Source organism: Limnothrix sp. FACHB-881 (assembly GCF_014698135.1).
Taxonomy (GTDB): Bacteria; Cyanobacteriota; Cyanobacteriia; order CACIAM-69d; family CACIAM-69d; genus CACIAM-69d.
The window spans coordinates 1-26,672 of sequence record NZ_JACJSN010000006.1 but is presented as its reverse complement, the minus strand read 5'-3'; the positions used below and the strand labels follow the sequence as shown (position 1 = coordinate 26,672).

18 protein-coding genes, 2 tRNA genes and 1 riboswitch are annotated in these 26,672 nt (G+C 54.9%); of the genes, 11 read left to right on the top strand and 9 right to left on the bottom strand.

Annotated features, from left to right (window positions below):
- Positions 1-237: 237 nt before the first annotated feature.
- Both H6G52_RS07530 and H6G52_RS07525 read left to right on the top strand, forming a co-directional pair.
- Positions 238-3,789 (top strand): leucine-rich repeat domain-containing protein, encoded by a 3,552-nt coding sequence (locus H6G52_RS07530; RefSeq protein ID WP_190527475.1) that lies wholly within the window; start codon positions 238-240, stop codon positions 3,787-3,789.
- Between the two features lie 147 nt (positions 3,790-3,936).
- Complete coding sequence (locus H6G52_RS07525) at positions 3,937-6,486, top strand: COR domain-containing protein (RefSeq protein WP_190527473.1); 2,550 nt, start codon at positions 3,937-3,939, stop codon at positions 6,484-6,486.
- A 295-nt stretch (positions 6,487-6,781) separates the two neighbouring features.
- Here H6G52_RS07525 and thiC read toward each other — a convergent pair whose 3' ends face one another.
- Positions 6,782-8,170 carry a phosphomethylpyrimidine synthase gene (gene thiC / locus H6G52_RS07520; RefSeq protein WP_099533161.1) on the bottom strand — a complete coding sequence of 463 codons (1,389 nt, stop codon included), beginning with the start codon at positions 8,168-8,170 and terminating at the stop codon, positions 6,782-6,784.
- A gap of 10 nt (positions 8,171-8,180) precedes the next feature.
- A riboswitch (TPP riboswitch) is annotated at positions 8,181-8,281 on the bottom strand.
- A gap of 197 nt (positions 8,282-8,478) precedes the next feature.
- Here thiC and H6G52_RS07515 point away from each other — a divergent pair.
- Positions 8,479-8,919, top strand: coding sequence for a hypothetical protein (locus H6G52_RS07515; protein WP_099533142.1), 441 nt, complete (start codon positions 8,479-8,481; stop codon positions 8,917-8,919).
- Between the two features lie 288 nt (positions 8,920-9,207).
- Here H6G52_RS07515 and H6G52_RS07510 read toward each other — a convergent pair.
- A tRNA-Glu gene (locus H6G52_RS07510) sits at positions 9,208-9,280 on the bottom strand.
- Between the two features lie 528 nt (positions 9,281-9,808).
- Here H6G52_RS07510 and H6G52_RS07505 point away from each other — a divergent pair.
- The 3 genes from H6G52_RS07505 (at position 9,809) to H6G52_RS07495 (ending at position 12,673) form a co-directional block, all read left to right on the top strand.
- Positions 9,809-10,510, top strand: coding sequence for a hypothetical protein (locus H6G52_RS07505; protein ID WP_190527471.1), 702 nt, complete (start codon positions 9,809-9,811; stop codon positions 10,508-10,510).
- A 573-nt stretch (positions 10,511-11,083) separates the two neighbouring features.
- Positions 11,084-12,181: a tRNA dihydrouridine synthase DusB gene (gene dusB, locus H6G52_RS07500; RefSeq protein ID WP_190527641.1), complete on the top strand. Its 1,098-nt coding sequence runs from the start codon at positions 11,084-11,086 to the stop codon at positions 12,179-12,181.
- 96 nt (positions 12,182-12,277) lie between these two features.
- Positions 12,278-12,673 carry an aspartate 1-decarboxylase gene (locus H6G52_RS07495; protein WP_190355930.1) on the top strand — a complete coding sequence of 132 codons (396 nt, stop codon included), beginning with the start codon at positions 12,278-12,280 and terminating at the stop codon, positions 12,671-12,673.
- Between the two features lie 292 nt (positions 12,674-12,965).
- On the opposite strand, the gene fba is transcribed toward H6G52_RS07495, so the two are convergent.
- From fba to H6G52_RS07475, 4 genes are all read right to left on the bottom strand, one after another.
- A complete protein-coding gene (gene fba, locus H6G52_RS07490) occupies positions 12,966-14,039 on the bottom strand; it encodes a class II fructose-bisphosphate aldolase (RefSeq protein WP_099533146.1) in 1,074 nt (357 codons plus the stop codon).
- A gap of 441 nt (positions 14,040-14,480) precedes the next feature.
- Positions 14,481-14,552 (bottom strand) — tRNA-Lys (locus H6G52_RS07485).
- A 225-nt stretch (positions 14,553-14,777) separates the two neighbouring features.
- The gene (locus H6G52_RS07480) at positions 14,778-15,800 is read right to left on the bottom strand and encodes a glycosyltransferase (protein ID WP_190355929.1); all 1,023 of its coding nucleotides are present in this window, start codon (positions 15,798-15,800) and stop codon (positions 14,778-14,780) included.
- Positions 15,801-16,256: 456 nt separating this feature from the next.
- Positions 16,257-16,466: a hypothetical protein gene (locus H6G52_RS07475; protein ID WP_190527469.1), complete on the bottom strand. Its 210-nt coding sequence runs from the start codon at positions 16,464-16,466 to the stop codon at positions 16,257-16,259.
- A gap of 172 nt (positions 16,467-16,638) precedes the next feature.
- Here H6G52_RS07475 and H6G52_RS07470 point away from each other — a divergent pair, with 172 nt between their 5' ends.
- Both H6G52_RS07470 and petM read left to right on the top strand, forming a co-directional pair.
- On the top strand, positions 16,639-17,367 hold the full coding sequence (locus H6G52_RS07470) for a pentapeptide repeat-containing protein (RefSeq protein WP_370567683.1): 729 nt from the start codon (positions 16,639-16,641) through the stop codon (positions 17,365-17,367).
- Positions 17,368-17,561: 194 nt separating this feature from the next.
- Positions 17,562-17,666, top strand: a complete 105-nt coding sequence (petM, locus tag H6G52_RS07465) for a cytochrome b6-f complex subunit PetM (RefSeq protein ID WP_099533150.1) — start codon at positions 17,562-17,564, stop codon at positions 17,664-17,666.
- A gap of 258 nt (positions 17,667-17,924) precedes the next feature.
- Here petM and H6G52_RS07460 read toward each other — a convergent pair whose 3' ends face one another.
- Together H6G52_RS07460 and rpiA are read right to left on the bottom strand one after the other, a co-directional pair.
- The gene (locus H6G52_RS07460; protein ID WP_099533151.1) at positions 17,925-18,782 is read right to left on the bottom strand and encodes a cyanophycinase; all 858 of its coding nucleotides are present in this window, start codon (positions 18,780-18,782) and stop codon (positions 17,925-17,927) included.
- Between the two features lie 448 nt (positions 18,783-19,230).
- Positions 19,231-19,941 (bottom strand): ribose-5-phosphate isomerase RpiA, encoded by a 711-nt coding sequence (rpiA, locus tag H6G52_RS07455; protein ID WP_099533153.1) that lies wholly within the window; start codon positions 19,939-19,941, stop codon positions 19,231-19,233.
- 375 nt (positions 19,942-20,316) lie between these two features.
- On the opposite strand from rpiA, the gene H6G52_RS07450 reads away from it, so the two are divergent.
- Positions 20,317-22,125 carry a tetratricopeptide repeat protein gene (locus H6G52_RS07450; RefSeq protein ID WP_190527467.1) on the top strand — a complete coding sequence of 603 codons (1,809 nt, stop codon included), beginning with the start codon at positions 20,317-20,319 and terminating at the stop codon, positions 22,123-22,125.
- Positions 22,126-22,329: 204 nt separating this feature from the next.
- Positions 22,330-23,895: a trypsin-like peptidase domain-containing protein gene (locus tag H6G52_RS07445; RefSeq protein WP_190527465.1), complete on the top strand. Its 1,566-nt coding sequence runs from the start codon at positions 22,330-22,332 to the stop codon at positions 23,893-23,895.
- A gap of 225 nt (positions 23,896-24,120) precedes the next feature.
- Here H6G52_RS07445 and H6G52_RS07440 read toward each other — a convergent pair whose 3' ends face one another.
- Complete coding sequence (locus H6G52_RS07440; RefSeq protein ID WP_099533156.1) at positions 24,121-24,741, bottom strand: CPP1-like family protein; 621 nt, start codon at positions 24,739-24,741, stop codon at positions 24,121-24,123.
- An 846-nt stretch (positions 24,742-25,587) separates the two neighbouring features.
- Between H6G52_RS07440 and H6G52_RS07435 the strand changes: the two genes are divergently transcribed.
- Entirely contained in the window at positions 25,588-26,310 is a 723-nt protein-coding gene (locus H6G52_RS07435) for a response regulator transcription factor (RefSeq protein ID WP_099533157.1), read from the top strand.
- Positions 26,311-26,672 lie beyond the last annotated feature (362 nt).

Here is a 26,672-nt window from a genome sequence, read left to right as displayed (position 1 = left end):
CATGGGAGGACGGCCCAATGGTTAAAACACGCTGGATGGGTTCTCCCATGCACCGCAGCGCGATCGCTCCCTCACGATCAGATGCTTTCAAGAAATGGTCGTTAAGTGCGTGACGGATTGTGGTGCATGGGAGATGAGACGAAATCGTCGTTTCTCTTTGGCCGTGCTCCCATGCACCCTACGGGATGTTGGGGATAGGCTCCTACAATTGGAGCGGTGATGTGAGGGGGCGGTGGCATGGAGCAGGCGGAGTTGTTGGCGCTGCTGGAGCGGGCGAAGGCGGAGGGCTGGACAGAGCTGGATCTGGCGGGGCTGGATTTGGTGGAGTTGCCCCCGGAAATTGGTGAGCTGACTCAGCTTCAGGTTTTGATTTTAGGGAAGTTTGAGCTAGAAACTGGACAATGGAAAGGCAATCAATTAACAACGCTGCCGCCCGAAATTGGTCAACTGAAAAATCTGACATCGCTTTCCCTCTTCAACAACCAACTGAGGGAGCTACCGGCGGTGCTCGGTGAGCTGAAAAATCTGACATCGCTTAACCTCATCGGCAACCAACTGAGGGAGTTACCAACGGTGCTCGGTGAGCTGAAAAATCTGACATCGCTTGACCTCGTCGGCAACCAACTGAGGGAGTTATCGGCGGCGCTCGGTGAGCTGAAAAATTTGACTGAGCTTGACCTCCACTACAACCAACTGAGGGAGTTCCCAGCGGTGCTCGGTGAGCTGAAAAATCTGACAGCGCTTGACCTCAGCATGAACCAACTGAGGGAGTTCCCAGCGGTGCTCGGTGAGCTGAAAAATCTGACAGCGCTTGACCTCAGCATGAACCAACTGAGGGAGTTCCCAGTGGTGCTCGGTGAGCTGAAAAATCTGACATCGCTTGACCTCCGCTTCAACCAACTGAGGGAGTTCCCAGTGGTGCTCGGTGAGCTGAAAAATCTGACATCGCTTAACCTCTGCAACAACCAACTGAGGGAGTTTCCAGCGGTGCTCGGTGAGCTGAAAAATCTGACATCGCTTAACCTCAGCGTGAACCAACTGAGCGAGTTACCAGCGGTGCTCGGTGAGCTGAAGAATCTGACATCGCTTGACCTCAGCATGAACCAACTGAGGGAGTTCCCAGCGGTGCTCGGTGAGCTGAAAAATCTGACAGCGCTTGACCTCAGCGACAACCAACTGAGCGAGTTACCAGCGGTGCTCGGTGAGCTGAAGAATCTGACATCGCTTAACCTCTACAGCAACCAACTGAGTGATTTACCAGCAGTGCTGGGTGAGCTGAAAAATCTGACATCGCTTAACCTCATCGACAACCAACTGAGGGAGTTCCCAGCGGTGCTCGGTGAGCTGAAAAATCTGACAGCGCTTGACCTCAGCATGAACCAACTGAGGGAGTTACCAGCGGTGCTCGGTGAGCTGAAAAATCTGACAGCGCTTGACCTCAGCGACAACCAACTGAGCGAGTTCCCAGCGGTGCTCGGTGAGCTGAAAAATCTGACAGCGCTTGACCTCAGCGATAACCAACTGAGCGAGTTACCAGCAGTGCTCACTCAACTGCAAAATCTGACCACGCTTTACCTCAGCTCCAACCAACTGAGGGAGTTACCAGCGGTGCTCGCTCAACTGCAAAATCTGACTGAGCTTCGCCTCAACAATAACCAACTTAGTCAGCTACCAGACTTCATTCGAGAATTGCCCAAGCTCAAAAAGCTGGATTTACGCGGCAATCCGGTTCGTATTCCCCCAGAAATTTTGGGTGAAAAAAATCGGTACGAACCAGGTGACATACAACCAATTCTGGATTTTTATTTCAACAGCCAACGTGATCCAAAACCCCTTTACGAAGCCAAGCTGTTGATCATTGGTGAAGGCGGCGCAGGCAAAACCAGCCTTGCTAAAAAACTAAAAGATGAAAGCTATCAAATCGAAAGCCAGGAAAAATCCACCGAAGGGATTGATGTGCTGCCCTGGGAAATTTCTCATCTAGACGGCACACCGATGCGCGTCAATATTTGGGACTTTGGCGGTCAAGAAATCTATCACGCGACCCACCAATTTTTCCTAACTAAGCGCTCCTTATATTTGCTGGTTGCCGATGAACGAAAAGATGACACTGATTTTTATTACTGGCTAAAGGTTGCAGAAACCTTTGGCGACAACAGCCCCCTGCTGATCATCAAAAATGAAAAACAAGATCGCCAATGCAAGCTCGATGAGCGCACCCTACGCGGCGAATTCAGTAACCTCAAAGAATCCCTCAGCACCAACCTAGAAACCAATCGCGGTCTAGACACCATCTGCGCCAAAGTTCAGCAATATCTCAGCAGCCTCGACCACGTTCAACAAATCATTCCTGCTCACTGGGCTGATATTCGCGCCGTCCTTGAAAACTATTCCCAAAGCCGCAACGTTTTAGAACTCAGGGACTATTTCGATCTCTGCCGCAGAAATGGCTTCAGCGCCGAAGCAGATATGCTAGCTGCCAGCCAATTTCTGCATGACTTAGGTATTTGCCTCCATTTTCAAGATGTCCGATTTCTCAAAAGAATTCTGATCCTGAAACCTGAATGGGCAACCGGCACGATCTACAAAATTCTTGATAACCAAGAAGTCAGAGCCGACTTTGGCCGCTTCAATGACGACACCCTCGAACAACTTTGGGATAAAGGCGACGAATCCCAAATGCGCGACGAACTCTTGCAACTGATGAAAGAGTTTGCCCTTTGCTATGAAATTCCCGGCTGCAAAGGTCGCTACATTGCCCCCCAACTGCTCGAAAAAGAACGCCTTGATTATGATTGGGACAGCACCGACAACCTGATCCTCAGCTATCGATATACCTTCAAACCCAAAGCCATTTTCCCCCAACTGATCGTGGCGCTCCATGAACAAATCGAGCACAACTGCCGCGTCTGGAAACATGGCATGGTAATCACCAACGGCCCCGCCCGCGCCGAAATCATTGAAGACGATCGCTACTACGAAGCCGATATCACCATCCGCGTTTCTGGCTCCAACAAACGCCGACTGCTCACCATTGTTGGGCACGAACTCGACAAAATTAACCGCAGCTATGAACGCCTCACCACCGAAGTCCTAATCCCCTGCAATTGCAGCCAATGCAAAGGCAGCCAAACCCCCCACACCTACTCCTGGGAAAGTCTGCAACGCCGCCTCGCCAACGGCCGCCGCACCGTCGAATGTGACCAAAGCTATGAAGATGTCGATGTGCGCCGCCTCATCGACGACATCGCCGAACCCCAACCCCGCGACAACCTCGACAAAATGGAGAGATTCGAGCAACCCAACCAAAGCCAATCCGCCTCCCCATTCAGCCCGCAACCAACCACAATCAACATCTACAACCGAAACGACAATCAACCCATGACCACCAACATCACCCAAAACCACCACGGCAGCGGCGACAACGTAGCAGGCAACAAAACCGTTAACAACTACCACGCTCCCCAAAGCCCTGAAGCCGCCCAACAGACAATCCAAGACCTGCTGAAACAACTGAAAATCAACGAACAAACCACCACCGCCAAACTGCAAACCCAAGTCACGATCCAAGATTTGGAATGGCAACAAACCCTCTGGGCCGCCTTCAAAAACGCTGGCCCCGAACTCGCCAAAAGCGCCGTTGGCATCGCCCTGGCCAGCGCTGGCCTACCCGGCGCGATCATCGCCGCCGCCTTTAACGTGGTGGTCGAAGGAGTGCGCGGCGGCCTGGAAGCCCGCGAAGCCCTGCCCCCCGGTGAAGACAACCCCTTTGGGACACCAACCTTTTGAGCCGCAACGCTTCCTAAAAACACCACAAAAAAAGAGGCAGAAAAATCCCACCCCTTGCTAGTTTCTCTGCGGCATTGCTCCCATATCCCCAACATTCTTAGGGGATAGGCTCCTACAATTGGAGCGGTGATGTGAGGGGGCGGCGGCATGGAACGAGCGGAGTTGTTGGCGCTGCTGGAGCGGGCGAAAGCGGAGGGCTGGACGGAACTGGATCTGGCGGGGCTGGATTTGGTGGAGTTGCCCCCGGAAATTGGTGAGCTAACTCAGCTTCAGGTTTTGATTTTAGGAAAGTGGGACGAGGAAACCGAAAAATGGAAGGGCAATCAATTAACGACGCTGCCGCCCGAAATTGGTCAACTGCAAAATCTGACAAATCTTGACCTTAGCTACAACCAAATTAGCGAGTTACCAGCGGCGATCTCGCAACTGAAAAATCTGACATTGCTTGACCTCCGCGACAATCAACTGAGTGAGCTACCGACGGCAATTGGTGAACTGGAAAGTTTGACTACGCTTCACCTCGGCAACAACCAAATCAGCGAGCTACCGGCGGCGATCGCGCAATTGCAAAATCTAACTACGCTTAGCCTCTGCGAAAACCAACTGAGTGAGCTACCAGCGGCGATCGCACAACTTCAAAATTTGGCAGAGCTTGACCTCCGCGAAAACCAACTGAGAGAGTTACCGGCGGCGATTGCACAACTGGAAAATCTGACATTACTTGACCTCGGCGACAACCAAATCAGTGAGCTACCAGCGGCGATCACACAACTGGAAAATCTGACATCGCTTGACCTCAGCGGCAACCAAATCAGCGAGCTACCAGTGGTGATCGCACAATTGCAAAATCTGACATCGCTTGACCTCGGCAACAACCAAATCAGCGAGCTACCAGCGGTGATCGCACAACTGCAAAATTTGGCAGAGCTTGACCTCCGCGATAACCAATTGAGAGAACTACCGGCGGCAACCAGTGAATTGAAAAGTTTGACTACGCTTTACCTCGGCGACAACCAAATCAGCGAGCTACCAGTGGCGATCGCACAATTGCAAAATCTGACATCGCTTGACCTCGGCGATAACCAATTGAGGGAACTACCGACGGCGATCGCGCAATTGCAAAATCTAACTATGCTTAACCTCAGCTATAACCAACTGAGAGAGCTATCAGCGGCGATCGCACAACTGCAAAATTTGACAGATCTTGACCTTCGCGATAACCATCTGAGTGAGTTGCCAGCATCTATTCGAGAATTACCAAACCTCGAACATCTAGATTTGTCTGGAAATCCTCTACCCATTCCTCCAGAAATTCTATGTAGACAAGAACAGTTGTCTGAAAATTTATGGAGTCTTTATTACGAGTCACAAACTATTCTGGATTTTTATTTCAATAGCCAACGTGACCCCAAACCCCTCTACGAAGCCAAATTGTTGATCCTTGGTGAAGGCGGCGCAGGTAAAACTAGTCTCGTCAGAAAGCTCGAAGACGCAACTTGTCAACTCGAACCTAAAGAAAAATCCACTGAGGGAATTGACGTGTTGCCCTGGGAAATCTCCCACTTAGATGGCACACCGATGCGCGTCAATATTTGGGACTTTGGCGGTCAGGAAATCTACCACGCCACTCACCAATTTTTCCTAACTAAGCGCTCCTTGTATTTGCTGGTGGTCGATGATCAAAAAGATGAAACCAACTTCTATTACTGGCTAAATGTTGTAGAAACTTTTGGCGATAATAACCCACTGCTCATCATCAGAAATGAAAAACAAGATCGCCAATGCAAGCCCGACGATCGCACCCTACGCGGCGAATTCAGCAACCTCAAAGAATCCCTCAGCCTCAACCTAGAAACCAATCGTGGACTAGACACCATTCGCGCCAAAATTCAACAGTATCTCAGCAGCCTTGATCACGTTCAACAAATCATTCCCGCTCACTGGGCTAACATTCGCACCGTCATTGAAAACTATTCCCAAAGCCGCAACATTCTAGAACTCGGGGACTATTTCGATCTTTGTCGGAAAAATGGCTTCAGCACCGAAGCAGATATGCTAGCTGCCAGCCAATTTCTGCACGACTTGGGCATCTGTCTACATTTTCAAAATGTCCCATCCCTCAAGAGATTCCTGATTCTCAGACCTGAATGGGCTACTGTTTCGCTCTACAAAATTCTTGATAACCAAGAAGTTAGAGCCAACTTTGGCCGCTTCAATGACGACACCCTTGAACAACTGTGGGATGAGAGCAATGAATCGCAAACACGCAACGCACTCTTGCAACTGATGAAGGAGTTTGCCCTTTGCTATGAAATTCCCGGTTGCCAAGGTCGCTACATTGCCCCTCAACTGCTTGAAAAAGAACGCCTTGATTATGATTGGGACAACACCGATAACCTAATCCTCAGCTATCGCTACCAATTCAAACCCAAAGCCATTTTCCCGCAACTGATCTTGGCGCTCCACGAACAAATTGAGAAAATTGAGAAGACTTTCTGCGTCTGGAAACATGGCATGGTGATTACCAACGGTTCCGCCCGCGCCGAAGTTATTGAAGACGATCGCTACTCCGAAGCCAACATCACCATTCGCGTTTCTGGCTCCAACAAACGCCGACTGTTGACCATTGTTGGTCACGAACTCGACAAAATTAACCGCAGCTACGATCGCCTCACCTATGAAGTCCTGATCCCCTGAAATTGCAGTCAGTGACAAGGCAGCCAAACACCCCACACCTACACCTGGGAAAGCCTGCAACGTCGCCTCGCCAACCGCCGCCAAACTGCAAAACCGGGTGATGATCCAAGATTTCACTTGGCAGTAAACCCTCTGGGCTGCCTTCAAAAACGCCGCCGCCTTCAACATGGTGCTTGAAACCGACCTTTTGAGCCGCAACGCCTCCCCAAAACCCATAAAAAAGGGGGTAGGAAAATCCCACCCCTGGCTAGTTAGGCGGCTCGATCGAACCACCCATCAATCCTGTGCTTGACCCTTACGGAGCCGCCACCAAGTCTTTCTTCGCGGCCTCGCTGGCCAGGAATTTCTCCAGTTCCGTCAGTTGATCCGCATCCACCTTGGTTTGCATCGGGCAGAACTTGGGCCCACACATCGAGCAGAACTCAGCGGTTTTGTAGATGTCGGCCGGCAAGGTTTCGTCGTGGTATTCCTTGGCCCGCTCCGGATCGAGGGACAGCTCAAACTGCTTGTTCCAATCGAAGTTGTAGCGAGCTGCCGAGAGTTCATCGTCCCGATCGCGCGCACCGGGCCGGTGGCGAGCAATGTCCGCCGCGTGGGCCGCGATCTTGTAGGCGATCAAACCGTTGCGCACGTCTTCCGCGTTCGGCAAGCCCAGGTGCTCCTTGGGCGTGACGTAGCAGAGCATCGCCGTGCCATACCAGCCGGCCATGGCCGCCCCGATCGCACTGGTGATGTGGTCGTAGCCCGGTGCGATGTCCGTCACCAGCGGCCCCAACACATAGAAAGGCGCTTCGGAGCACTCTTCCATCTGCTTCTTCACGTTGAACTCGATCTGATCCATCGGCACGTGGCCGGGGCCTTCCACCATCACCTGCACATCGTGCTCCCAGGCGCGGCGCGTCAGTTGGCCCAGGGTTTTCAGCTCGGCCAATTGCGCTTCATCGGACGCATCGTGGGTACAGCCGGGACGCAGCGAGTCGCCCAAGCTGAAGGACACATCGTATTTCTTGAAGATTTGGATGATGTCGTCGAAGTGCGTGTAGAGCGGGTTTTGCTTGTGGTGGTGCAGCATCCAGCGGGCGATGATGCCGCCGCCACGCGACACGATGCCGGTGATCCGGCTCTTGACCAAGGGCAGGTGCTCAATCAAGATCCCGGCGTGGATCGTCATGTAGTCCACACCTTGTTGGGCGTGCTTTTCGATGATGTGCAGGAAATCATCGGCGGTCAGGTTTTCGATCCGACCGTGGACGCTTTCTAGGGCTTGGTAGATCGGCACAGTCCCGATCGGCACGGGAGAGGCGTTGATGATCGCCGTGCGGATTTCGTCCAGGTTGCCGCCGCCGGTGGACAAGTCCATCACGGTGTCTGCGCCATACTTCACCGCCAGTTCCAGCTTGGCCACTTCTTCGGCCAGGTTGGAGGAGTTGGGCGATGCGCCGATGTTGGCGTTGACTTTGCACTTGGAGGCAATCCCGATCGCCATCGGCTCCAAGTTGGGGTGGTTGATGTTAGCCGGAATGATCATCCGGCCGCGGGCCACCTCGTCGCGAATCAGTTCGGGGGTGAGGTTTTCGCGTTGGGCAACGTAGAGCATCTCTTCGGTGATGATGCCCTGACGTGCGTAGTGCATTTGCGACACGTTTTCTTGACCGCGACGCTTGGCAACCCATTCGCTACGCAACATATTTGGTTCCTCAAAAAAGTAGCTTTCCTACGCCGGTTTGAACCGGATCAGGTTCTAAGGGTGTGTTCTCAGCCTGGGCAAGGATCCCAGACACCCCTAGCTTGGCCAGTGGTGGAGCTGGCGCTGAGGTTTCATCCTACCATTTTGCCTTGGCTGCCATTGGCTGGAAAACCGGGCGGGGATCGACTGGGGAAAGGATCAATTGGGGAAAGCCACAGAATCGCGATCGGGGTTTGATTGGCGGGCGATCGCGTCTAAATTGGGTGGGAAATTGTGTTGGAAACGTTGTACGGAGTCGCCAGACCATGCCACAGGGGCCAGGATTTTTGTTCACATTTGTCTACTACACCGTGATGGCGACGGTGGTGGCCACTTTCTCGAGTGCGCCGTTGCTGTTTGGTGGACGGTTGGGCCTGGAGGCGATCGAAACAGCCTTGCCGATCGGGCTAGTGTTGGGGCTGTTGGGGGCTTATTTCAACCGCACGGCTTCGCTGGAGCTGACGGTGCGATCGGGCAATGATCTGCAAACGCAACTGGAGCAACTGCTCACGAGCTGGGAATTTGTGACGGTGGATCCCACAACCGTGCTGGGCGATCGCACCGGCATCCAGGTTTATGAACGCGCTTCCTGGCGCAAGTGGTTTTCGGGGCGTGTGTTTGTGCGCATCGAGCGGCAAACGGCCACCGTGGTCAGTCGTGCGGGCCTGATTCGGAAACTGGAGCGACAACTCGGCGCGGTTCTGTAAAGGCGTTAGGGTCGATCGCCATTTCCTGGAATCAAGCTGAAATGGTTGTTTCCATACCTCAACGGTCGCCGCCGCCCTAGACAAGGGGCTTAAGCCCCTTGCCTTCTCCGATTTCGTCGCGTTGGAATTGGGTCAGGGCGGGCGATCGAGCGGTTTTGCACTGCACCCAGCACCTGACCGCAAACCCCAAAATAAATCGAGAGCTTGTCGTGACTACGACAGGCTCTCAACTCTTAACCCTTTCTAACTTCTGGTGTGATCCAGCTCGTCAGTCAGTTCTGTTTTTGATACCCCCAGGGGAATTCGAATCCCCGTCGCCTCCGTGAAAGGGAGGTGTCCTAGGCCTCTAGACGATGGGGGCGTATCATTGAGCTTTCGCTCGGAGCGCTCAGGCTCGGTAAACTTACTTTACCATCGCTTGAGTTCTTTTGCTGTGGGCGTTTCGCTCGCGTTCTGCTTGCCGTCCGCGCCTTTCGCGATATCTAAATTAGCGAACTCCTCTAGAAGTGTCAAGCACTCAATTAATTCTTAACAATCGTTAATAATTAATCTCAGCATTCCGATCGCTCGGGTCAGCCAGCGGTCAATTCATTAACCTGCACGATGCACCGGTTCAGGACGCGGTGGCAACTGCTTTGATGGATGACTCCGGCTTGGGGGTGCTCGTTATGATTGGAGCAAATCCTAGACAAAATCCAAGACCAGCCCGATTCAGCGCCGGCCAGATCCCAAACCAGCCCGTTTGATGTTTGACTGCGGAAGCCTGGGGCGATCGAGCGAGATTGGTTGGCCACCCTGGCGGAATGGCGACGGGCAGCCATGAATAAGTGGAGTATTGGGGCGATCGGGAACTGGTAAATTGCACGAGGCGCAAGGGAGGATTGGGGGAATGCAACAAATTCATCGATCGCGTGACCGATCGGGCCAGCGATCGCCCTCCCGATCACCCTTGGGCTGGGCTGTGGTGCTGGGTTGTGTGGCCCTGTTGGCCATTGAGGCGATTGATCAAGGGCGATCGGCGGTGGCCCAGGCACTCCCGGGGGCGATCGACCGGGTTGGGCAACCTCAGCCTGCGCCCCGGGTGACTGCGCCCGGCTCGGATCGTGAGCTGAAGTTTGACTATTCGGTTTCCGGTTGCGAAGATGCCTCGATATCGCCTGCGGTTGCGCCTCTTTGGGCGGCGGCTCGGGCCCTAACCTGCAAAAGTGGGGCATCCGAGGGGTTGACCCGTTCCCCCTTGGCCTTGGGACGAGAGTTGGTCAGCAACATCGCCATCAGCACCGAAGGTAGAACGCTGGTCTTTGGCCATGATTTGACCTACACCTGCTGTGCGGCTTTTGTGCTTGATCGCTCCCTCGATCGCGAAGGCGGCCAATCGATCATCACCGTCGTGGAACGCAATGAGGGGGAACATTGTCGCTGTCTATGCGATTACCAAATTACCGGCACGATCGGCCCCTTGCCGCCCGGTTCCTACACCTTGCGGGTTTATGGAGAATTGGGAGCCGCCCGCGCTCGACAGTTGCTCTTTGAGCGATCGACCGTCATCGGTGGAGAACTGCCGCCCGCTGGGGCCCCCACGAAGCGCTGAACCCTTGGCAACAGTGCCAATCTAAGGCCCTGTCGCCGCCGCTCGATTTCCAGAAAGGGCGATCAAATTCCCATGTATTCTTAAAGAAAGATTTTAAAAAAGATGCTTAGGGAATGTCTGAACAGCCCCAATGGCTACCTTGCGGGCCTGATCAATCAACGTCAACAAGGGACTTGGGGCCTGTCGCCAAATTTCCTGAAACCCTGATGACCTCGTTCTTCAAACCAATCAGTCGTAGGGGCGGGGTTGCCCCGCCCGGTTCCCGTGATCCTTGGGCGTTCCCAGGGGTGGACAGGGTTGTGGCGATCGCCCGGGTTAGGGTTGGGAGACCCAACCCCTACGGCGATGGAAATAACGACAGGCCCTAAGCCCCTTGCCCCGCGACGGTTGATGCTTGGCCCGTGTCGAAAGACACTTTCCAGACATCCTCTTGAGGCGATATTTCCTAGACGATATTCAAAAGCCAACTTTTAGGGGAAATTCCCCATCCCTCAGCCACGGTTTCCTGTCCCGGTCGCATTGCCCACGGTTGCAGCCGGTGACCAATGCCTCGATCGCCCCTTTCGATCGCCCATGTTGACCCTATCCCCTGAACTCAAAGCCCGTTTGGCCGAACCACTCCAAATTGGTTCCGTCACCCTTCAGAGCCGCGTGTTGCAAGCGCCCCTGTCTGGTGTCACGGATTTGGTCTTTCGGCGTTTGGTGCGGCGCTATGCACCCAGCTCGATGATGTACACCGAAATGGTGAACGCCACCGGGTTGCACTACGCACGGCAGCTTCCGCAAATCATGGAGGTTTCCGCCGAAGAGCGTCCCATCAGCATTCAACTGTTTGACTGTCGCCCGCAATTTTTGGCCGAGGCGGCCCAAATGGCCGTTGAAGAAGGGGCCGACACCGTGGACATCAACATGGGCTGCCCGGTGAACAAAATCACCAAAAACGGTGGTGGTTCTTCCCTGTTGCGCGACCCAGAAACGGCCGAGGCGATCGTGCGGGCCGTGGTGGCGGCGGTGAACGTGCCGGTCACCGTGAAATCACGGATTGGCTGGAACGAAAGCGAAATTAACATCGTGGATTTTGCCCGGCGGATGGAAGCGGCCGGCGCAGCCATGCTGACCGTTCACGGTCGCACCAGGGCCCAGGGCTATAACGGCCCCGCCAAATGGATTTGGATCCAACGGGTGAAGGAAGCGGTTTCCGTGCCGGTCATTGCCAACGGGGATATTTTTTCCGTGGAGGCTGCGGTGCGTTGTTTGGCGGAAACCGGCGCGGATGGGGTGATGTGCTCGCGGGGAACCATGGGCTATCCGTTCTTGGTGGGTGAAATTGACCATTTCCTGAAAACCGGCGAGTTGCGCCCCCAGCCCAGCCCGATCGAGCGGTTGCGTTGTGCCCAAGAACACCTGACCATGTTGGCCGCTTACAAGGGCGATCGGGGTGTTCGCCAGGCCCGAAAGCACATGACCTGGTATGCCAAGGGGTTCTATGGGGCGGCGGAGTTGCGCGGCCAACTCTGCCGAATTGAAACGGCCGCCGAAGGGGTGGCCCTGATCGATCGCACCATTGCCCAAATTGAACGCCACGAAGCCGAATTCGGCGCGATCGGCCCAGAATCAGAACAACCAAACGAGCCAATTAACGAGCCAATCAACGAACCCGTTTTGGCCTAGCCCCGATCGACTCCTCAGAACCTGTCAACTAAAAGGCCCTGAAACAGGAAAGACTCTGAAATAATCATCGGCAATCCTTCTCTTATCGCTTCTTTAATGAAGACCTTTGTTTCCGGAAAAATTCACGGTATCCGCGTCACCGACAAAAGTGTGGATTACAACGGCAGCGTCGGCATTGATGCGGCGTTGATGGAGCGTGCTGGCATTGAAGCCTATGAGCAAGTGCATTTGGTTAATCTGCGCAATGGTGAACGTTGGGTCACCTACGCCATTCCCGCCGGGCCGGGCGAATTTACGCTCAATGGTGGTTCTGCGCGGTTGGGAGAAGTGGGCGACAAATGTTTAGCGATCGCCTATCGCTTGAGCGATCGACCCTTCACGGCTCCCGTTGTTTTTTGTGATGAAAACAACGCCATTGCTGACACCATGCAATACCACATTCAAGGCGGCAACCTGACGGGCCATAACGATTGGGTGGTTCCGGTTCATTAAGCTTGTTGCTGTTGGCCGATCGACATCAACAATCAACCCAAGCCACAAACCCAAGGGCCAATAACCCAAAGGCAACCCCCCTCAACAAAAAAATGGCGGCGAGGCACTTGGCTTCACCGCTATTGTCATTTTTGGGTCAAAAATTCAGTGATTAATCAATGACCAATTAATGACTAATCAGTAATCAATTAGTGCTCAATCAATGATCAATCAGTGCTCAATCGAAGGCAGAGTTGGGCGATCGCCCGATTCATTTTGAATCATCCATCACCCAACTTCCCGATCGAACCTTTTAGACCTTGGCAGCAGCCTTAGCCACCAATTCGCCCTTGGCATACTTGCGAGCAAACTCGTCCACCGAGACTTGCTTGATCTTGCTAGCGTTGCCAGCGGTCCAGAACTCGCTATAGCGATCGGCACACACTTTTTGCATGTACTTGATCGAGGGCTTCAGGAAGTGACGGGGGTCAAATTCCTTGGTGTTGCCGGCCAGGGCTTCGCGCACCGCAGCGGTGATCGCCAAGCGGTTGTCGGTGTCGATGTTCACCTTGCGCACACCGCACTTGATACCCTTTTGGATTTCTTCCACGGGCACGCCGTAGGTTTCGGGGATCGTGCCGCCGTATTGGTTGATCAGCGCCAGCAGATCTTCGGGAACCGAAGACGAACCATGCATCACCAAGTGGGTGTTGGGAAGACGGTTGTGGATTTCTTCAATGCGGCTGATGGCCAGGATTTCGCCGGTCGGCTTGCGGGTGAACTTGTAAGCACCGTGGCTGGTGCCGATCGCCACTGCCAGAGCATCCACTTGGGTCTTTTCCACGAAGTCGGCTGCTTCATCGGGGTCGGTCAGCAGTTGGGAGTGATCCAGCTTGCCTTCAAAGCCGTGACCATCTTCTGCTTCGCCCATGCCGGTTTCCAGCGAACCCAAGCAACCCAGTTCGCCTTCCACGCTCACACCCAGCGAGTGGGCAACTTTCACCACTTCGCGGGTCACGTTCACGTTGTACTCGTAGCTCGCGGGGGTCTTCGCATCAGCTTCCAGCGAGCCATCCATCATCACGCTGGTGAAGCCGTTTTTGATGGCCGAGTAGCAGGTGGCCGGCTCGTTACCGTGGTCTTGGTGCATGCTGATGGGGATGTGGGGATAGGTTTCCACAGCTGCCAAGATCAAGTGACGCAGGAAGTTTTCGCCAGCGTAGTTACGAGCACCACGCGACGCTTGCAGGATCACGGGGCTATCGGTTTCATCGGCTGCCCGCATGATCGCTTGGATCTGCTCCATGTTGTTGACGTTGAAGGCAGGAATGCCGTAGCCATTTTCTGCCGCGTGGTCGAGCAGAAGCCGCATGGGTACGAGCGCCATAGGAATCCTCCTAAGATAGATTTATATCGATGCCTCGATAACTCTCGGCCGGTCGAGTGCTTGGCACTAATCTTAAAACAATTGTTGCCAGCCCCTCTGTTTTTCTGGAAGCAAGAATTAAAATTTCGGCGATTTGGCGGTTTTGGAGATCTCGAATTGACCCAGCGCCCGATCGACCAAGCCTAGAGACCTGATCTCGAAAGGATTCGGGCGATTCTGGCCCGTGGAAAATCCTGAGTTGCAGGGAGTTGTGGCAGGGAGTTGTGGAAAGTGACTTGATCTCCCGATCGACTCGATCGCCCAAAACCAGCCCTTGGGGCGTTGTGCAGGCATGGCGGATTGTGGAAGATCCAGGCAGTTCAATCCAGAGCAGGATCCCAAAGACAGGATCTGAAGACTATCTCTGAAGACTATTTTGGGGACTGTGGATTCTGAAAAAAATGGGTCGCCTGGGATTCGAACCCAGAACTAATCGGTTAAAAGCCGAGTACTCTACCGTTGAGTTAGCGACCCCCATCGCCCTGTTGGGGGCTATGAGGTGGTGTTGGGGACTGCAAGCACAACCGGGCCGGTTGGGTGTCGCAGTGAAATTCCGAACACGGGTGATTAATCTAGCAGGCTTTTTGAAGCTCGTCAACTGATCGTTGCAAATCATTGCGCCCAATTGCGCCCAATTGCGCCCAATTGATCCGCCAGTCGATCAAATTTTGCCGTGATGCGACGTGATGCAAGGTCACTTTAGCGGCTGGAACGGTTGTCGTGCATGGGATATAGCGAAGCCAGGGGGCCGCTAACCGGAGGATCGCTTTCTTGGCGGGCGGCTTCAATTTCTGCCCGGCGGGCCCGCAGTTGGATGTCTTCGAGCATTTTGCGGTTCACGGCCAGCAAATCCGCCACCAATCCCAAAATCCAGAGCTGCACCCCCACCAAAATCCCGATCGCCGCCAGGATCAAGCTAGGCACGTGGGCCCGGGGTGAGCCGCCAAAGTAAAGCAGCAGCCAGCGAATTCCCAGCAACACCCCGATTGAGAAAGGAACTGTCCCCAAAATCAGAAACGATCGCAGGGGCTTGTAGGTCATGAAAATCCGCAGGATCGTGAAGATCGATCGCTGGATGTAGCTGCGGATGCTCTTGACTAGGCGCGAGGGGCGCAGGTAGCCATTGGTGCGAATCGGCACGGAAACAATTGCGATTCCCTGTTGCCCCGCTTGGATAATCGTTTCCAGGGTGTAGGTATAGCCATTGAACACATTGACCCGCAGAGCCGCCTCCCGACTCAGGGCCCGAAAACCGCTGGGCGCATCGGGAATGTCCGTGTCGCTGGCCAAGCGCACTACCCAACTGCCAAACTGTTGCAGGGCCTTCTTGACGGGCGAGAAATGCTCAATTTCCGCGATCGGGCGGGCCCCAATCACCATCTCTGCTTGATGGGCCAGGATTGGAAACACCAGCGCCGGAATGTCATCGGCACAATATTGATTGTCCGCATCGGTATTAACGATGATGTCTGCTCCGGCCTTCAGGCAAGCATCCAAACCGGCCATGAACGCCTTTGCCAGTCCCTGATTGGTGGACAGTCGCACAACGTGGTCTACCCCATGGGCCAAAGCCACCTCAGCGGTGCGATCGACGCTGCCATCATCAATCACCAACCACTCCACCACATCGCAGCCGGGCACCTCGCGGGGCAAGGCTTGGAGCGTAATGCCCAGGGTTTCTTCTTCGTTGAAGCAGGGAATCTGAATAATCAGCTTAGTCACGGTTCAGTCGCCAGGAAGACGCTAGGGGCGATCGCCCGCATTTAGCCTACCGCCCTTGGGGCAGACCGTAACAGAACCATGGGCCAAGGCAGTCAGCTATTGTTGCGCAACTGTCAAGAATCTTCATCGAAACTTGATGTTTCTCCAATGCAGACTCTAGCCAATATTCCAATTGACCTTTAAGCAATACTTTGGCCCAGACCCGATCGCTGGGATGTGAATATCGGGTGGATATGGGGTCGATCGCTAAGTCGGCACTTGATCCGCGATCGTAATCAATACTCAAATCGACACTTAATATCGACACTCAGATCAATAGTTGAAAGTCGGCAACAACGTTTAACCCAATCGATCATAGTTGCGTAAAAACAACAATCGATTCTTTACATTCTGTAAATTTGAATTTGAAATGCAGGATAAATCAATAGGGTTCTTACTGGAGAGGAATCATTTTTCTCAGCAGATCCTAACAAAATCGATCCCCGCAAGCGTTGAGTTGCTTTGATCGAGCGAGGTGGTGATGATCGGCGCGATCGACTGCTGAATCGATTTTCGGTTGTAGGGACGGATTTCCGAACTAAAGCCTGGAACCGTTGATTTATCTGGTTCAGAAACTGTCACATCGCGATTTTTTGCCGCACAATTTCGCGAGTCAATGGAAACCAAGGGTATTTGATGGGATGTGCGATCGAGATCACCATTGCTCTGTAATGGCGGCCGGCGTATTAAAGCGTAACGATCGCATTCCGCAACAGCAAGCGGTCACCGCCCCCACCCAATTTATCCTAGATATTAGAGGCAGGTTGAACGAGGGGAAGGCGCAATGAATTCAGTTCAAGTGTTGACGAAAGTAGTGGCGGGCGTTGCATTCTTCGCCAGCACATTGGCAGTGACGGCGCTCCCGAGCGTTGCGGAAAACCCTGCCCATGTGCGCCAACTGCTGGAAACCAAAAGTTGCGCAAATTGTGACCTGAGTGGTGCTGACCTGTCTGATCTTGATCTGGCTGGGGCTAACCTGCAAGGGGCGAATTTGAATGGAGCCAAACTGTGGCGCACGGACTTGACGGCCGCTAATTTGAGCCGAGCCAGCGCGATCGAGGCGCGGATGCACGCAGTTAAGCTCGCCCAAGCCAACCTGCAACAGGCGGATTTGACCCTGGTGGGATTGGTGCTGGCAGATTTGCGCTCGGCGAATCTCCAGGATGCCAACCTGTTGGGAGCCAACATGGAAGGGGCCCAGTTAGCTGGGGCCAACCTGAACAATGCTCGCCAGACCATGGCCGGGTTGCTGCGGTGGCAACAGGCCAGCTACGGCAACATGGATGTGCCGATGGATGTGGCGGGGATTAATTTGCGGGATGCGAATTTACACAATGCTTCCCTCAGCCGCGCCAGCTTGGAAGGGGCTGACTTGGCCGGGGCCAACCTGACCAATGCCGATTTGCGGTTTGCCAAGTTACATGGGGCAAATGTGGCGAATGCCCGCTTGGAAAACGCTCGCTTGCAGGGCACTATTTTGGCAACCCAAAAGGAAAGCACCGCTCTGTTGATTCGCAGCGCACCGTAAGTTTGGCTGGGTTGGGTGGCCAGCCAGGCCACCAGTCGGCTCGCGGGGAAGGCCAGCAAAGGGCTGAATCCAAGTCTCAATTCGGGCCACTATTCAAGCTGCCATTCAAGCCGTAATTCGAGTCTCAATTCGAGTCCCAGTCCTACGCGCGTTGATACAATGGCGAGGCACGTTACCGAAACCGAAATAACACCATGAGCGGCGAAATTTTTAGCACGGCTTTTTTGGCATTCACCTTGATTTTGATTGGCTTGGGCGGTGGTTTCCTGTTGCTGCGGTTGCAAGGGGCCGATAAGTAGGCAACTTGGAACAGCGTTTGCCGATTTCATCGGTGGCTAGCCCAACGTCGATCGGCTCAATCCTCGATTCTCAATTCGCTGCCCGTTCAATGCCGGTTCGCGCGATCGGGTCAAGATTTCAAAGCTCAAACGCAAAACCCAGCCCCGGTGCATCACTGAGGCTGGGTTTTGTGGTTTTGAACAGTGCTCTTTCGGTTGGCTTAGCCCAGGAGCGCGAAAGTCGTTAGATCACGGAAGATCACGGAAATGGTTTAACGACTAGCGCGGTTGCCCGGTGCTGACCACACGCCGCATGGGAATTGAGTATCGATCGCCGTAGCTGAGCACATGCAGGCGGAGGTGATGCAGACTAACGGGATCGTTGGCTCCCACTAGGGATTGATTGGTGTAGGTGATGTCGCCCGGGTCAATGATGGTGACCGTGCCTTTACCAAGCACTTCGATCGAACCGTCATCCTCAAAACAGGCGCAGGTATCTTCATCAATACCAATGCCCAGGCGATCGGGATGCAAGGACACAGCGCTCAAGAGCCGCGCCATCCGATTTCGGTTGTGGAAGTGCTGATCCACAATCACATGGGGCAACACACCAAACCCCGTGGCCATATCCACCAGCGATCGATTGGGGGACTCGCCCGAGCCACCGCCCGCGATCATGTGGTGGCCCATCACCGCCGCCCCGGCACTGGTTCCGGCCAGGGAAATCTCCCGTCGCCGCACCCGCTCCAGAATGCTTTCCATCAGCCGCGTTTCCGCCAGCAGGCCACACAGCCGCAACTGATCGCCGCCGGTCATGAACACGCCCGTACAACTGTAGACATATTCCAGATAGCTTTCGTTGGAGCCTTGGTCGCGATCGCGCACATCAAGAATTTCGATCGACTCGGCTCCCATGCTCTCGAAAATCATGCGGTACTTGCTGCCAATCACCGATGGCTCCCGCGAAGCACTCGGAATGATGGCGATTCTGGCACCGGTTCCGCCCGATCGCTGAAAGAAGGCGTGCAGAATTTCACGACCGTGAATCTTGTCTTCTGCGCCGCCAATGACCATGACTGCGGCTTTTACGGCTTGGGGAACTGAACGATCCAACATTCGCGTGTGAGCTTGCACCATGGGCTTAAACGTGCGAGGGGGAGAGCAAAATTGAGGAGCCATGATCTCTTGCGTTGAGTGGTTGCAGATGGCATTGGCACTCAACCCTGCGCTTCACTCTGCGCTCAATTTTGACTGGATTGTCATTCTGCCGAATGACCGAAACAGGTAGACATTCGGGCAAGGATCGCGCACAAGACCCAACTTAGGAGTAATTAGCGATCGCACAGATATTTAATCATCTTTCTATCCTGCAATTGGCAAAGATTTTGACCGACAGAATTGACCATGATGGCGATCGCGGGCCCTTCAATCGTTCGAGTGTTGTTCAGCGGCTAATGAATTTCTATGAATTGGTTAGCGATGGGGCAGACATTCAGCCAGTTACTGAGTCGGGCATTCAGTTAGACCTTGACTCACTAGCAGGGTGGGCATTACCCACCCCGATCTAGCCCAGACGGCATTCATCCTACATTTGGCGGACTTGCGGTTCCCCGTCCACAATTTCCCCAATCAGCACGCAGTCTGTGGTTCCCACAAACAGGCCGTTTTCCAGGACTCCGGGAATGTTATTCAGGGCTTTTTCCAAGGTGGCGGGATCGTCAATGCCGTTGGGGAACTTCACATCCAGAACCAAGTTGCCCTGATCCGTCACCACGGGGCCGGCTTTTTTGACGGCCATCCGCAATTGCGGCTCACCACCCAGGGCGACGATCGCCCGCTTCACCGGCTCCAAAGCCATGGGCAACACTTCCACGGGCAACAGGAAGGTGGTTCCCAGCCGATCGACCAATTTGCTGGCATCCACCACCACAATAAATTCCGCTGCCAAGCAGTCCACAATTTTTTCCCGGGTGTGGGCCGCGCCGCCGCCCTTGATCAGGTTCTTTTGCGGATCCACTTCGTCGGCCCCGTCGATCGCCACATCAATCCGATCCACATCGTTGGGCGTGGCCAAGGGAATGCCAAACTGCTTGGCCAGCACTTCCGACTGGAACGACGTGGGCACGCCGATGATGTCGGTGAGTTCACCGGACTTGAGCCGATCGCCCAAATATTCGATCGCAAAGGCCGCCGTTGAGCCGCTGCCCAACCCCACGACGGTTCCCGACTTGACGCGGGCCACGGCGGCCCGGGCCACTTGTTGCTTCATGATGGTTGCGGGATCGAGCTGGCTCATGGGTCAAACTCCTGTGAAGTTTTGAAAGATTGATCTCAGGGGGATCGGGTTATGCAAACCGGGTTCAATTAAACACCGGATGGCTGACCCGATCGCGAGTTCCGGCGGCCGAGATTGCAGCGGGATCCGGAAACCCAGGCCCTAAACCGTGACCTGGAGCAGGTGTCGTGCCATCAGCCAAATTCGATCAATTCAGATTCCATCAAGCCAATTGAAGCGATCAAGAAAATCCAAGCGATCAAGTTCGGTCAGCCCGATTTACCCCACTAGATTTACCCCACTAGATTTAACCAGCCCGATTTAACCCATTAGATTGAGCCAGCCCGGTTATCAGCAGCCAGACGCGGGCGGATGCGAGGAGATGCGAGGAGATCCATGCAAGCAGGCGAAACCACAGCCCCCAGACAGGAAGAAACGATCGGAGCAATCACCCCCAAAACTGCACCCCCGATCGCCTTGAAAATGCTGGTGACGGAGTTTGACCAGGCCTTGGTGGCGGCCGAGGCGGCTTGGCAACAGGGCCAGGCCCAAGGGGCGATCGAGCAGGCCCGTCGGGCCATTCGGCTGATTCCCGATCGGCCAGAGCCTTACCGCTGGTTGGGCAATGGTTTGCAGGGGCAAGGTCAGTGGGCCGCGGCCGATCGCGCCTATGGCTGGGCCTTGCACTATCGACCCGATTGGGCAGAAGTCTGGGCTAATCGGGGCACCATTGCCCTGCAACAACAGGATTGGGCAACGGCCACCGAGCACTATCAGCAAGCCATTCAGGCTAACCCTGAGCTACCGGACTTACATCTTTACCTGGCCCAAAGTCTTTGCCAGCAATGTCGGTGGCCGGAAGCAGCGGCGGCGATCGAGCAGGCCTTGCAACGCAACCCCGATCGCGCCCTGGCCCACCTGCTGCAAAGTTGGATTGCGCTCGATCACGAAGCTGGGGACGATCCTGAGCTGGCCTATGCGGCGGTTCAGCGATCGTTGGCATTGGATCCTCACTATCCCGGTGCTTGGTTCCAGTTGGGACGGGTTTGTTTTTATCGCCAAGAATTTCGGGAGGCGATCGCCGCCCACCAACGGGGACTGACCCTGGCTCCGCCCGATCCCGGTGTGCAGGCGCGGGCCCTGGGGGCGATCGGGAATTGCCACTTTGAGCTGGCGGAATTGGCCGCCGCCGCCGACTGCTACGAAGCCGCCCTCCGCCATCAACCCGATGAAGCGGATGTTCACTGGGGACGGGCCAACCTTTGGTTACACCAAGGCGACTATGAACGGGGCTTTGCGGAATTTGAATGGCGCTGGCCCAACGTTTTGCCCCGGCGGCCCTTCCAGCAACCGGCCTGGAATGGGGAGCCGATCGCGGGGCAAACCATCTTGGTCTATGCCCAGTGTGGTTTGGGCGATATTTTGCACTTGGCGCGATATTTGCCCCTGTTGGCGGCTCGGGGCGCGAGGGTGGTGGTGGAGTCGCCGCAGCCCACGGCCCGAATTTTGGCGGCCCTGCCAGGGGTGGCGCAAGTGGTGGTTCAAGGGGCGGCCCTGCCGGCCTTCGATTGGCAAATTTCCTTCCTGAGCCTGCCCAAGGTGTTCACGCCCAGCTTGGCGGCCATTCCCCGATCGATTCCTTACCTGTCAGCCCAGGCCACGGACTGGCGACCAGAGCAGGACTTTACCTTTCGGTGCGATCGACTTCATGTGGGCATTGCCTGGGCCAGTGGTTACCAAGCCAATCGCGACGGCCGCCGGGACTATCACAATCGATCGATTCCCCTAGCCCAATTTGTGGAGCATCTGAATTGCCCGGAGGTGCAACTGCATAGCTTGCAAGTGGGGCATGATGCCGGGGCGATCGCCCAATTTCCGCAAGTCCAGGCCTGGCACGATCGACTCCGGGATTTTGCCGACACCGCCGCCCTCGTGGCCCAAATGGATTTGGTGATTTGTGTTGACACCTCTGTCACCCACTTGGCAGGCGGCCTGGGCTTGCCCACCTGGATTTTGTTGCCACAGATGCCCAATTGGCGCTGGATGCTCGATCGCACTGATTGCCCTTGGTATCCCACGGCTCGGTTGTTTCGTCAGCTCCAACCCCGAGATTGGGCGGGCGTTTGGCAGCAGGTACGGCCCGCCTTGGCTCAGGCGATCGACCAATGGCGATCGGGACTAGCCCCCTTTGGGCCCCGTTCCTGAGTGAATTTTCGGTTGATTAACCTCACGTTCTTCAGCTTCCAACCGCCAACCCAGCGAGCCGCTAAGACAGAAACCAAGACAGGATTTGTCTGCGATCGCATCGGTATCTCCCGATCGGTCTGCTAAGTTCAAGAAAAGTACAATGCCAACGCCAGCGCACCCACCAGTGGGGCCCGGCGCTGGCGGTTTTGTTGTGACCACGTTGTGACCATCGTTGCAGAAGGGTTTGGGGCCATGAGTATCAATCAGCGATCGCAGCCTATGCCGCCATATCGGCTTCCCCATGCCCTCTGGGGGCTGGGAGGAATGATCCTCCTCTCGATCGGCTCCATTGGCTGGGCGGCCAGTCCCGTCGCAGCGCGGCAAATGCCCCCCGACGCAGGACGGCTAGGCCCGGCGAACGAGTCGATCGAGCCGTTGCGCCCCGTGGTTCCCGGTCACCGGGCCCAAGGCAACAGTGATGAAGAAGTGAATGTGCGGGTTTATCGCACCGCCAGCCCTGCCGTTGTGTCGATCGAAACCAGCAGCAGCACCGGCAGCGGCAGCATCGTCAGCGCCGATGGCCTGATTCTGACCAACGCCCATGTGGTGGATGATGCCGCCAGCCCCGTGACTGTGGTGTTGGCCGATGGTCAAAAATTTGAGGCGGATATTCTGGGATTTGCGGAAGGCAGCCTAGACCTCGCCATGCTGAAGTTGCGGGGGGCGAGTGGGTTGCCGGTGGTGCCCATTGCGCCGCCCGGCTCCGTAGAAGTGGGGCAGCGGGCCTTCGCGATCGGGAATCCCTTTGGCAAATTCCAAAACACCTTCACCGTGGGCATTGTCAGCCGCCTGGACAACATTGAAGGGCTAATTCAAACCGACGCGGCCATCAACCCCGGTAACTCCGGCGGCCCACTCCTGAACAGCAAAGGGCAACTGATTGGGGTCAACACTTCGATCTATGTCGATCGCGACGGCGGTGGCAACATCGGCATTGGCTTCGCCATCTCCACCGATCGCGTGTTGGACTTCCTGGCCAAGGCGCGATCGGGAGATTTGCGCCCCTCCATCCCCGTCACCACCCTGGCTCTGAATAATCAGCCCCTGGCCGGCGAACTGGCCGAGGGCGATCGGGTTTTGAGCCAAGACCAAACCCTCTACGACATCTACACCTTCACGGGCGAAGCGGGCAACCAAGTCACGATCGACCTGGCCAGCGGCGACTTCGATGCTTACCTGATCGTGCTCAATCCCGAAGGAGAAGAGTTAGCCCAGGACGACGACAGCGGTGGCCAAACCAACGCCCGCGTCACCGCCACCCTGCCCAGCAGCGGCCTGTACACCGTGTTTGTGAACACCGCCGCCACCAACCAACAAGGACGCTATACCCTGCGGGCGCGATCGGGTGGCCCCGCCGCCACCAACCCCGGCACGCAGTCCGGTACACAACAGGCCGGCTCCCTCATCCTGCAAGATGCCGGCAGCCTAACCGCCAGTTCGCCCCGTCTGCAATCCGACAACAGCCCCTACCAGGAATATCGATTCAATGGGCGGGCCGGCCAACGAATTGAAATCCTGCTGGAGAGCAATGACTTTGATCCCTACCTCATGGTGGCGGATCCCCAAGATGAAAAACTGGCCGATGCCGACGACATCAGCGACACCAACACCAACGCCGCTCTCGTGGTGCAGTTGCCCAGCACCGGAACCTACCGGATCATCGTCAATGCCTACGATCCCCAAGGGCGAGGACGCTATCAACTCACGGTGCGCGAGGTTAGCAACTAGGGGAGCGTTCCGTGAGCTAACCAGAAACCAACCCCTCTAAACGGCAAATGCCCAGCGATCAACGGTTATCTCTGATCGCTGGGCATTTTGGGCTTTTAAGGCTTGGCTCTAACTTTCAAGCTTTGGTTCTTGATTGTTGCTGTTTGCCTTGAATTTTGCCCTTAAATTAAATTTTGCTCTTGAATTCCGAGTCTTGGCCCTTGTCTGCAATGACGATCGCCCTGCTCATCGCAGCAAGCAACTGGTGAGCCAAAGGGTAATCAGCGTCACCACCGCCACCAACTGCTCCGTGCGCAGGCCAACCACAGGCGGAATCAGGCCCGTGATCAACGAACCCAAAATCAGACCGCCAATCAGCCCCAGCAGCGTCAGCAACACCGCTCGGCCAAAGCGCCGTTCCTTGCGATTGAGGAAAAACAAGCTGGCCCCTGCCCCGATCGCCAGCACCAATTGCAGCAGTGCACCATCACCACCAGGGTTCAACAACCCCAGCACCAACAGCACCGAAAACGTGCCGCCGGCCTGGATCCAATCGGTACGGGTGGGCTGATCGATCGACCCCGCTAACCAATTGGGCAGTTGCGGCGGCTGACTGGGCTGGGGAGCGGCCGGCGCAGGGCGATCGTCCTGTTCCGCAAACCGAATTCGATCGGGGACTTTAATTCGTCCCTCCTGCCGCAGCCGCAGCCGATCCATCAACACTGCGTCATAGGCCATTTCAACCGCTTCCATCCGTTGGCGGTCTGTTTCATGTTCCTTGAGGAGCCGATTGCGCGCCGATTGAATCTCATCAAAAGACGCATCCTCGGTCACGCCAAGCTGTTCGTAGGGGTTCGGGTTGCTCATGCGTTGGGTGGGGCTAGTCTCTTGGCGGCGATCGAGTGAAACAGCGCCTTCGACGCTATCTGTTCAGTACTGTTTTAGTGATCACTGCATGATCGCGGCACTTGGCGATCGCCCTAATACCGTGAAAACACTATTTAAATCTAGTCTAAATTCTAAGCAACCGGCACCTGAGCAGTTCGGATTGGCAACAAGTCCTCATCATTGAGCCAGTCCCTCCCCCCCCAAGCCTTGCGCCAGATCAGCCGAATCTGCAGCCGGATCTACGGGATCTGTCCGGATCTATCCGGATCTATAAGAATCGACCCACTGCGCCAGACCAGTCGGATCCTTGGCCCAAAACCTTGCACCAGTCAGCTCCCAAGGGTTTGGGATGATAGCCCGTCAATTGCCAATCATCTGCCAATCATCCGTTGGTCAAAAGCGAATCGCCACAACCGTTAGTGAAATAGTGCCGGTTTGATAGAATACGCGCAATAACATGCAGCCCACTGTCCAAAACTTTCCTAAACACTCCCCCACAAGCAATCAAGCGCCCAAATAAGCTAGAAATGCGTTTGGTCACATCCGGTTGATCCCTGATCCCCGTAGAAAGGGTCAATAAACTGGCGTGCAACCCCAATCAGCCCCGCAAATGATTTGGACAATCATCCTATTTGGACAAATTTGGACAAATTTTAGTTGGATCGTTGGACAACGATTTGCACCTGATTGAGTGAAAGGGGCACAATTGAGCAGCCCCTATTTATTTGGGTTCATCACAGCTACCCAAATCTCCACCCCGCGATGACCGTCGCACCCCCAATGGCCCCATAATATTTCTCTGCCGATTATCTTGGCTTCAAAGCGATGACTGACACGCCTCCAAAGCTGCTGGTTGTGGATGACGATCCAGCGATCCGAAAGTTGATCCATCGCTTCTTAAGCAAACAGCAATATCAAATGGAGTCGGCTCCTGACGGGAAGACGGCCTTAGCGCTCTTTGAAAAGTTTCAACCCGATCTGGTGATTTTGGATGTCAATCTACCGGATGCAACAGGGTACGAACTGTGTCGGGAAATGCAAGCCAAAACGGGTGTCTACGTTTTGATGCTCACCAGTCGTTCCGATGAAGCCGATAAAATTAAAGGGTTTCGTCAAGGGGCAGATGATTACTTGACAAAACCCTTTAGCTTGATGGAATTAGGGGTGCGCGTTAGTGCCATTCTCAAGCGGGGGCGGGGCAATTCTCCGCGTGATTTACCGCAACCTTCCCTTAATTTTGGCAGCTTAGTCATCGATCCGGAACGCCACGAAGTCACCCTTGATGATCAATTAATTACCCTAACGGCCTTAGAGTTCAATATTTTGCATTTTTTGGCCAATCATCCAGGACGGGTCTGGAATCGCCAAGAACTTTTGCAAAGAGTTTGGGATTACGACTATGTGGGCGACCAGCGGGTTGTTGATGTCCACATTGGTCAAATTCGCAAAAAGATGGAAAGTGCAGGCGCGAAAACCCAAATTATCCAAACGGTGCGCGGAGTTGGTTATCGATTTAATCCTCCCGATGCTGCACCACCGGCTCAATAGGATGCTCTAAGAGGATGCCTGAGCAGTAACTTGGGGCACTTGCCAAAGGACTTGCCAAGGGGCTAGTAGCCATCAGGGCAAGGGGCTTAAGTCCCTTGTCTTCGTTGATCGATGCCACCCACAAGGTCGCCGATTTGGCTGTGATTTGGCTGTTTCGCCCATCCCCTCAGGATTCCCGAGGGTGCTCAGGGGGAAATGTTGGGGCGGTCGATCGGGCGGTCGATCGGGACTTCAAAAACCAATCGTCAATAGACCTCTTGCACGAATCAAATTGGATGTGTTGCCTGGTAGTTGAGCAACCCGGCCAGCAGATGAAGCCTCAAGCCAAAACGGCGACGACGATTGCGATAGCGTCCTGAGAA

What these genes read in the sequence shown, in the direction of transcription:
- H6G52_RS07450 (WP_190527467.1), top strand. Translation starts at nt 20,317, where the DNA reads ATGCAAGCAGGCGAAACCACAGCCCCCAGACAGGAAGAAACGATCGGA.
- H6G52_RS07530 (WP_190527475.1), top strand. Translation starts at nt 238, where the DNA reads ATGGAGCAGGCGGAGTTGTTGGCGCTGCTGGAGCGGGCGAAGGCGGAG.
- H6G52_RS07505 (WP_190527471.1), top strand. Translation starts at nt 9,809, where the DNA reads ATGCAACAAATTCATCGATCGCGTGACCGATCGGGCCAGCGATCGCCC.
- H6G52_RS07460 (WP_099533151.1), bottom strand. Translation starts at nt 18,782, where the DNA reads ATGGTGCAAGCTCACACGCGAATGTTGGATCGTTCAGTTCCCCAAGCC.
- H6G52_RS07435 (WP_099533157.1), top strand. Translation starts at nt 25,588, where the DNA reads ATGACTGACACGCCTCCAAAGCTGCTGGTTGTGGATGACGATCCAGCG.
- H6G52_RS07515 (WP_099533142.1), top strand. Translation starts at nt 8,479, where the DNA reads ATGCCACAGGGGCCAGGATTTTTGTTCACATTTGTCTACTACACCGTG.
- dusB (WP_190527641.1), top strand. Translation starts at nt 11,084, where the DNA reads ATGTTGACCCTATCCCCTGAACTCAAAGCCCGTTTGGCCGAACCACTC.
- fba (WP_099533146.1), bottom strand. Translation starts at nt 14,039, where the DNA reads ATGGCGCTCGTACCCATGCGGCTTCTGCTCGACCACGCGGCAGAAAAT.
- H6G52_RS07525 (WP_190527473.1), top strand. Translation starts at nt 3,937, where the DNA reads ATGGAACGAGCGGAGTTGTTGGCGCTGCTGGAGCGGGCGAAAGCGGAG.
- H6G52_RS07495 (WP_190355930.1), top strand. Translation starts at nt 12,278, where the DNA reads ATGAAGACCTTTGTTTCCGGAAAAATTCACGGTATCCGCGTCACCGAC.
- rpiA (WP_099533153.1), bottom strand. Translation starts at nt 19,941, where the DNA reads ATGAGCCAGCTCGATCCCGCAACCATCATGAAGCAACAAGTGGCCCGG.
- H6G52_RS07440 (WP_099533156.1), bottom strand. Translation starts at nt 24,741, where the DNA reads ATGAGCAACCCGAACCCCTACGAACAGCTTGGCGTGACCGAGGATGCG.
- petM (WP_099533150.1), top strand. Translation starts at nt 17,562, where the DNA reads ATGAGCGGCGAAATTTTTAGCACGGCTTTTTTGGCATTCACCTTGATT.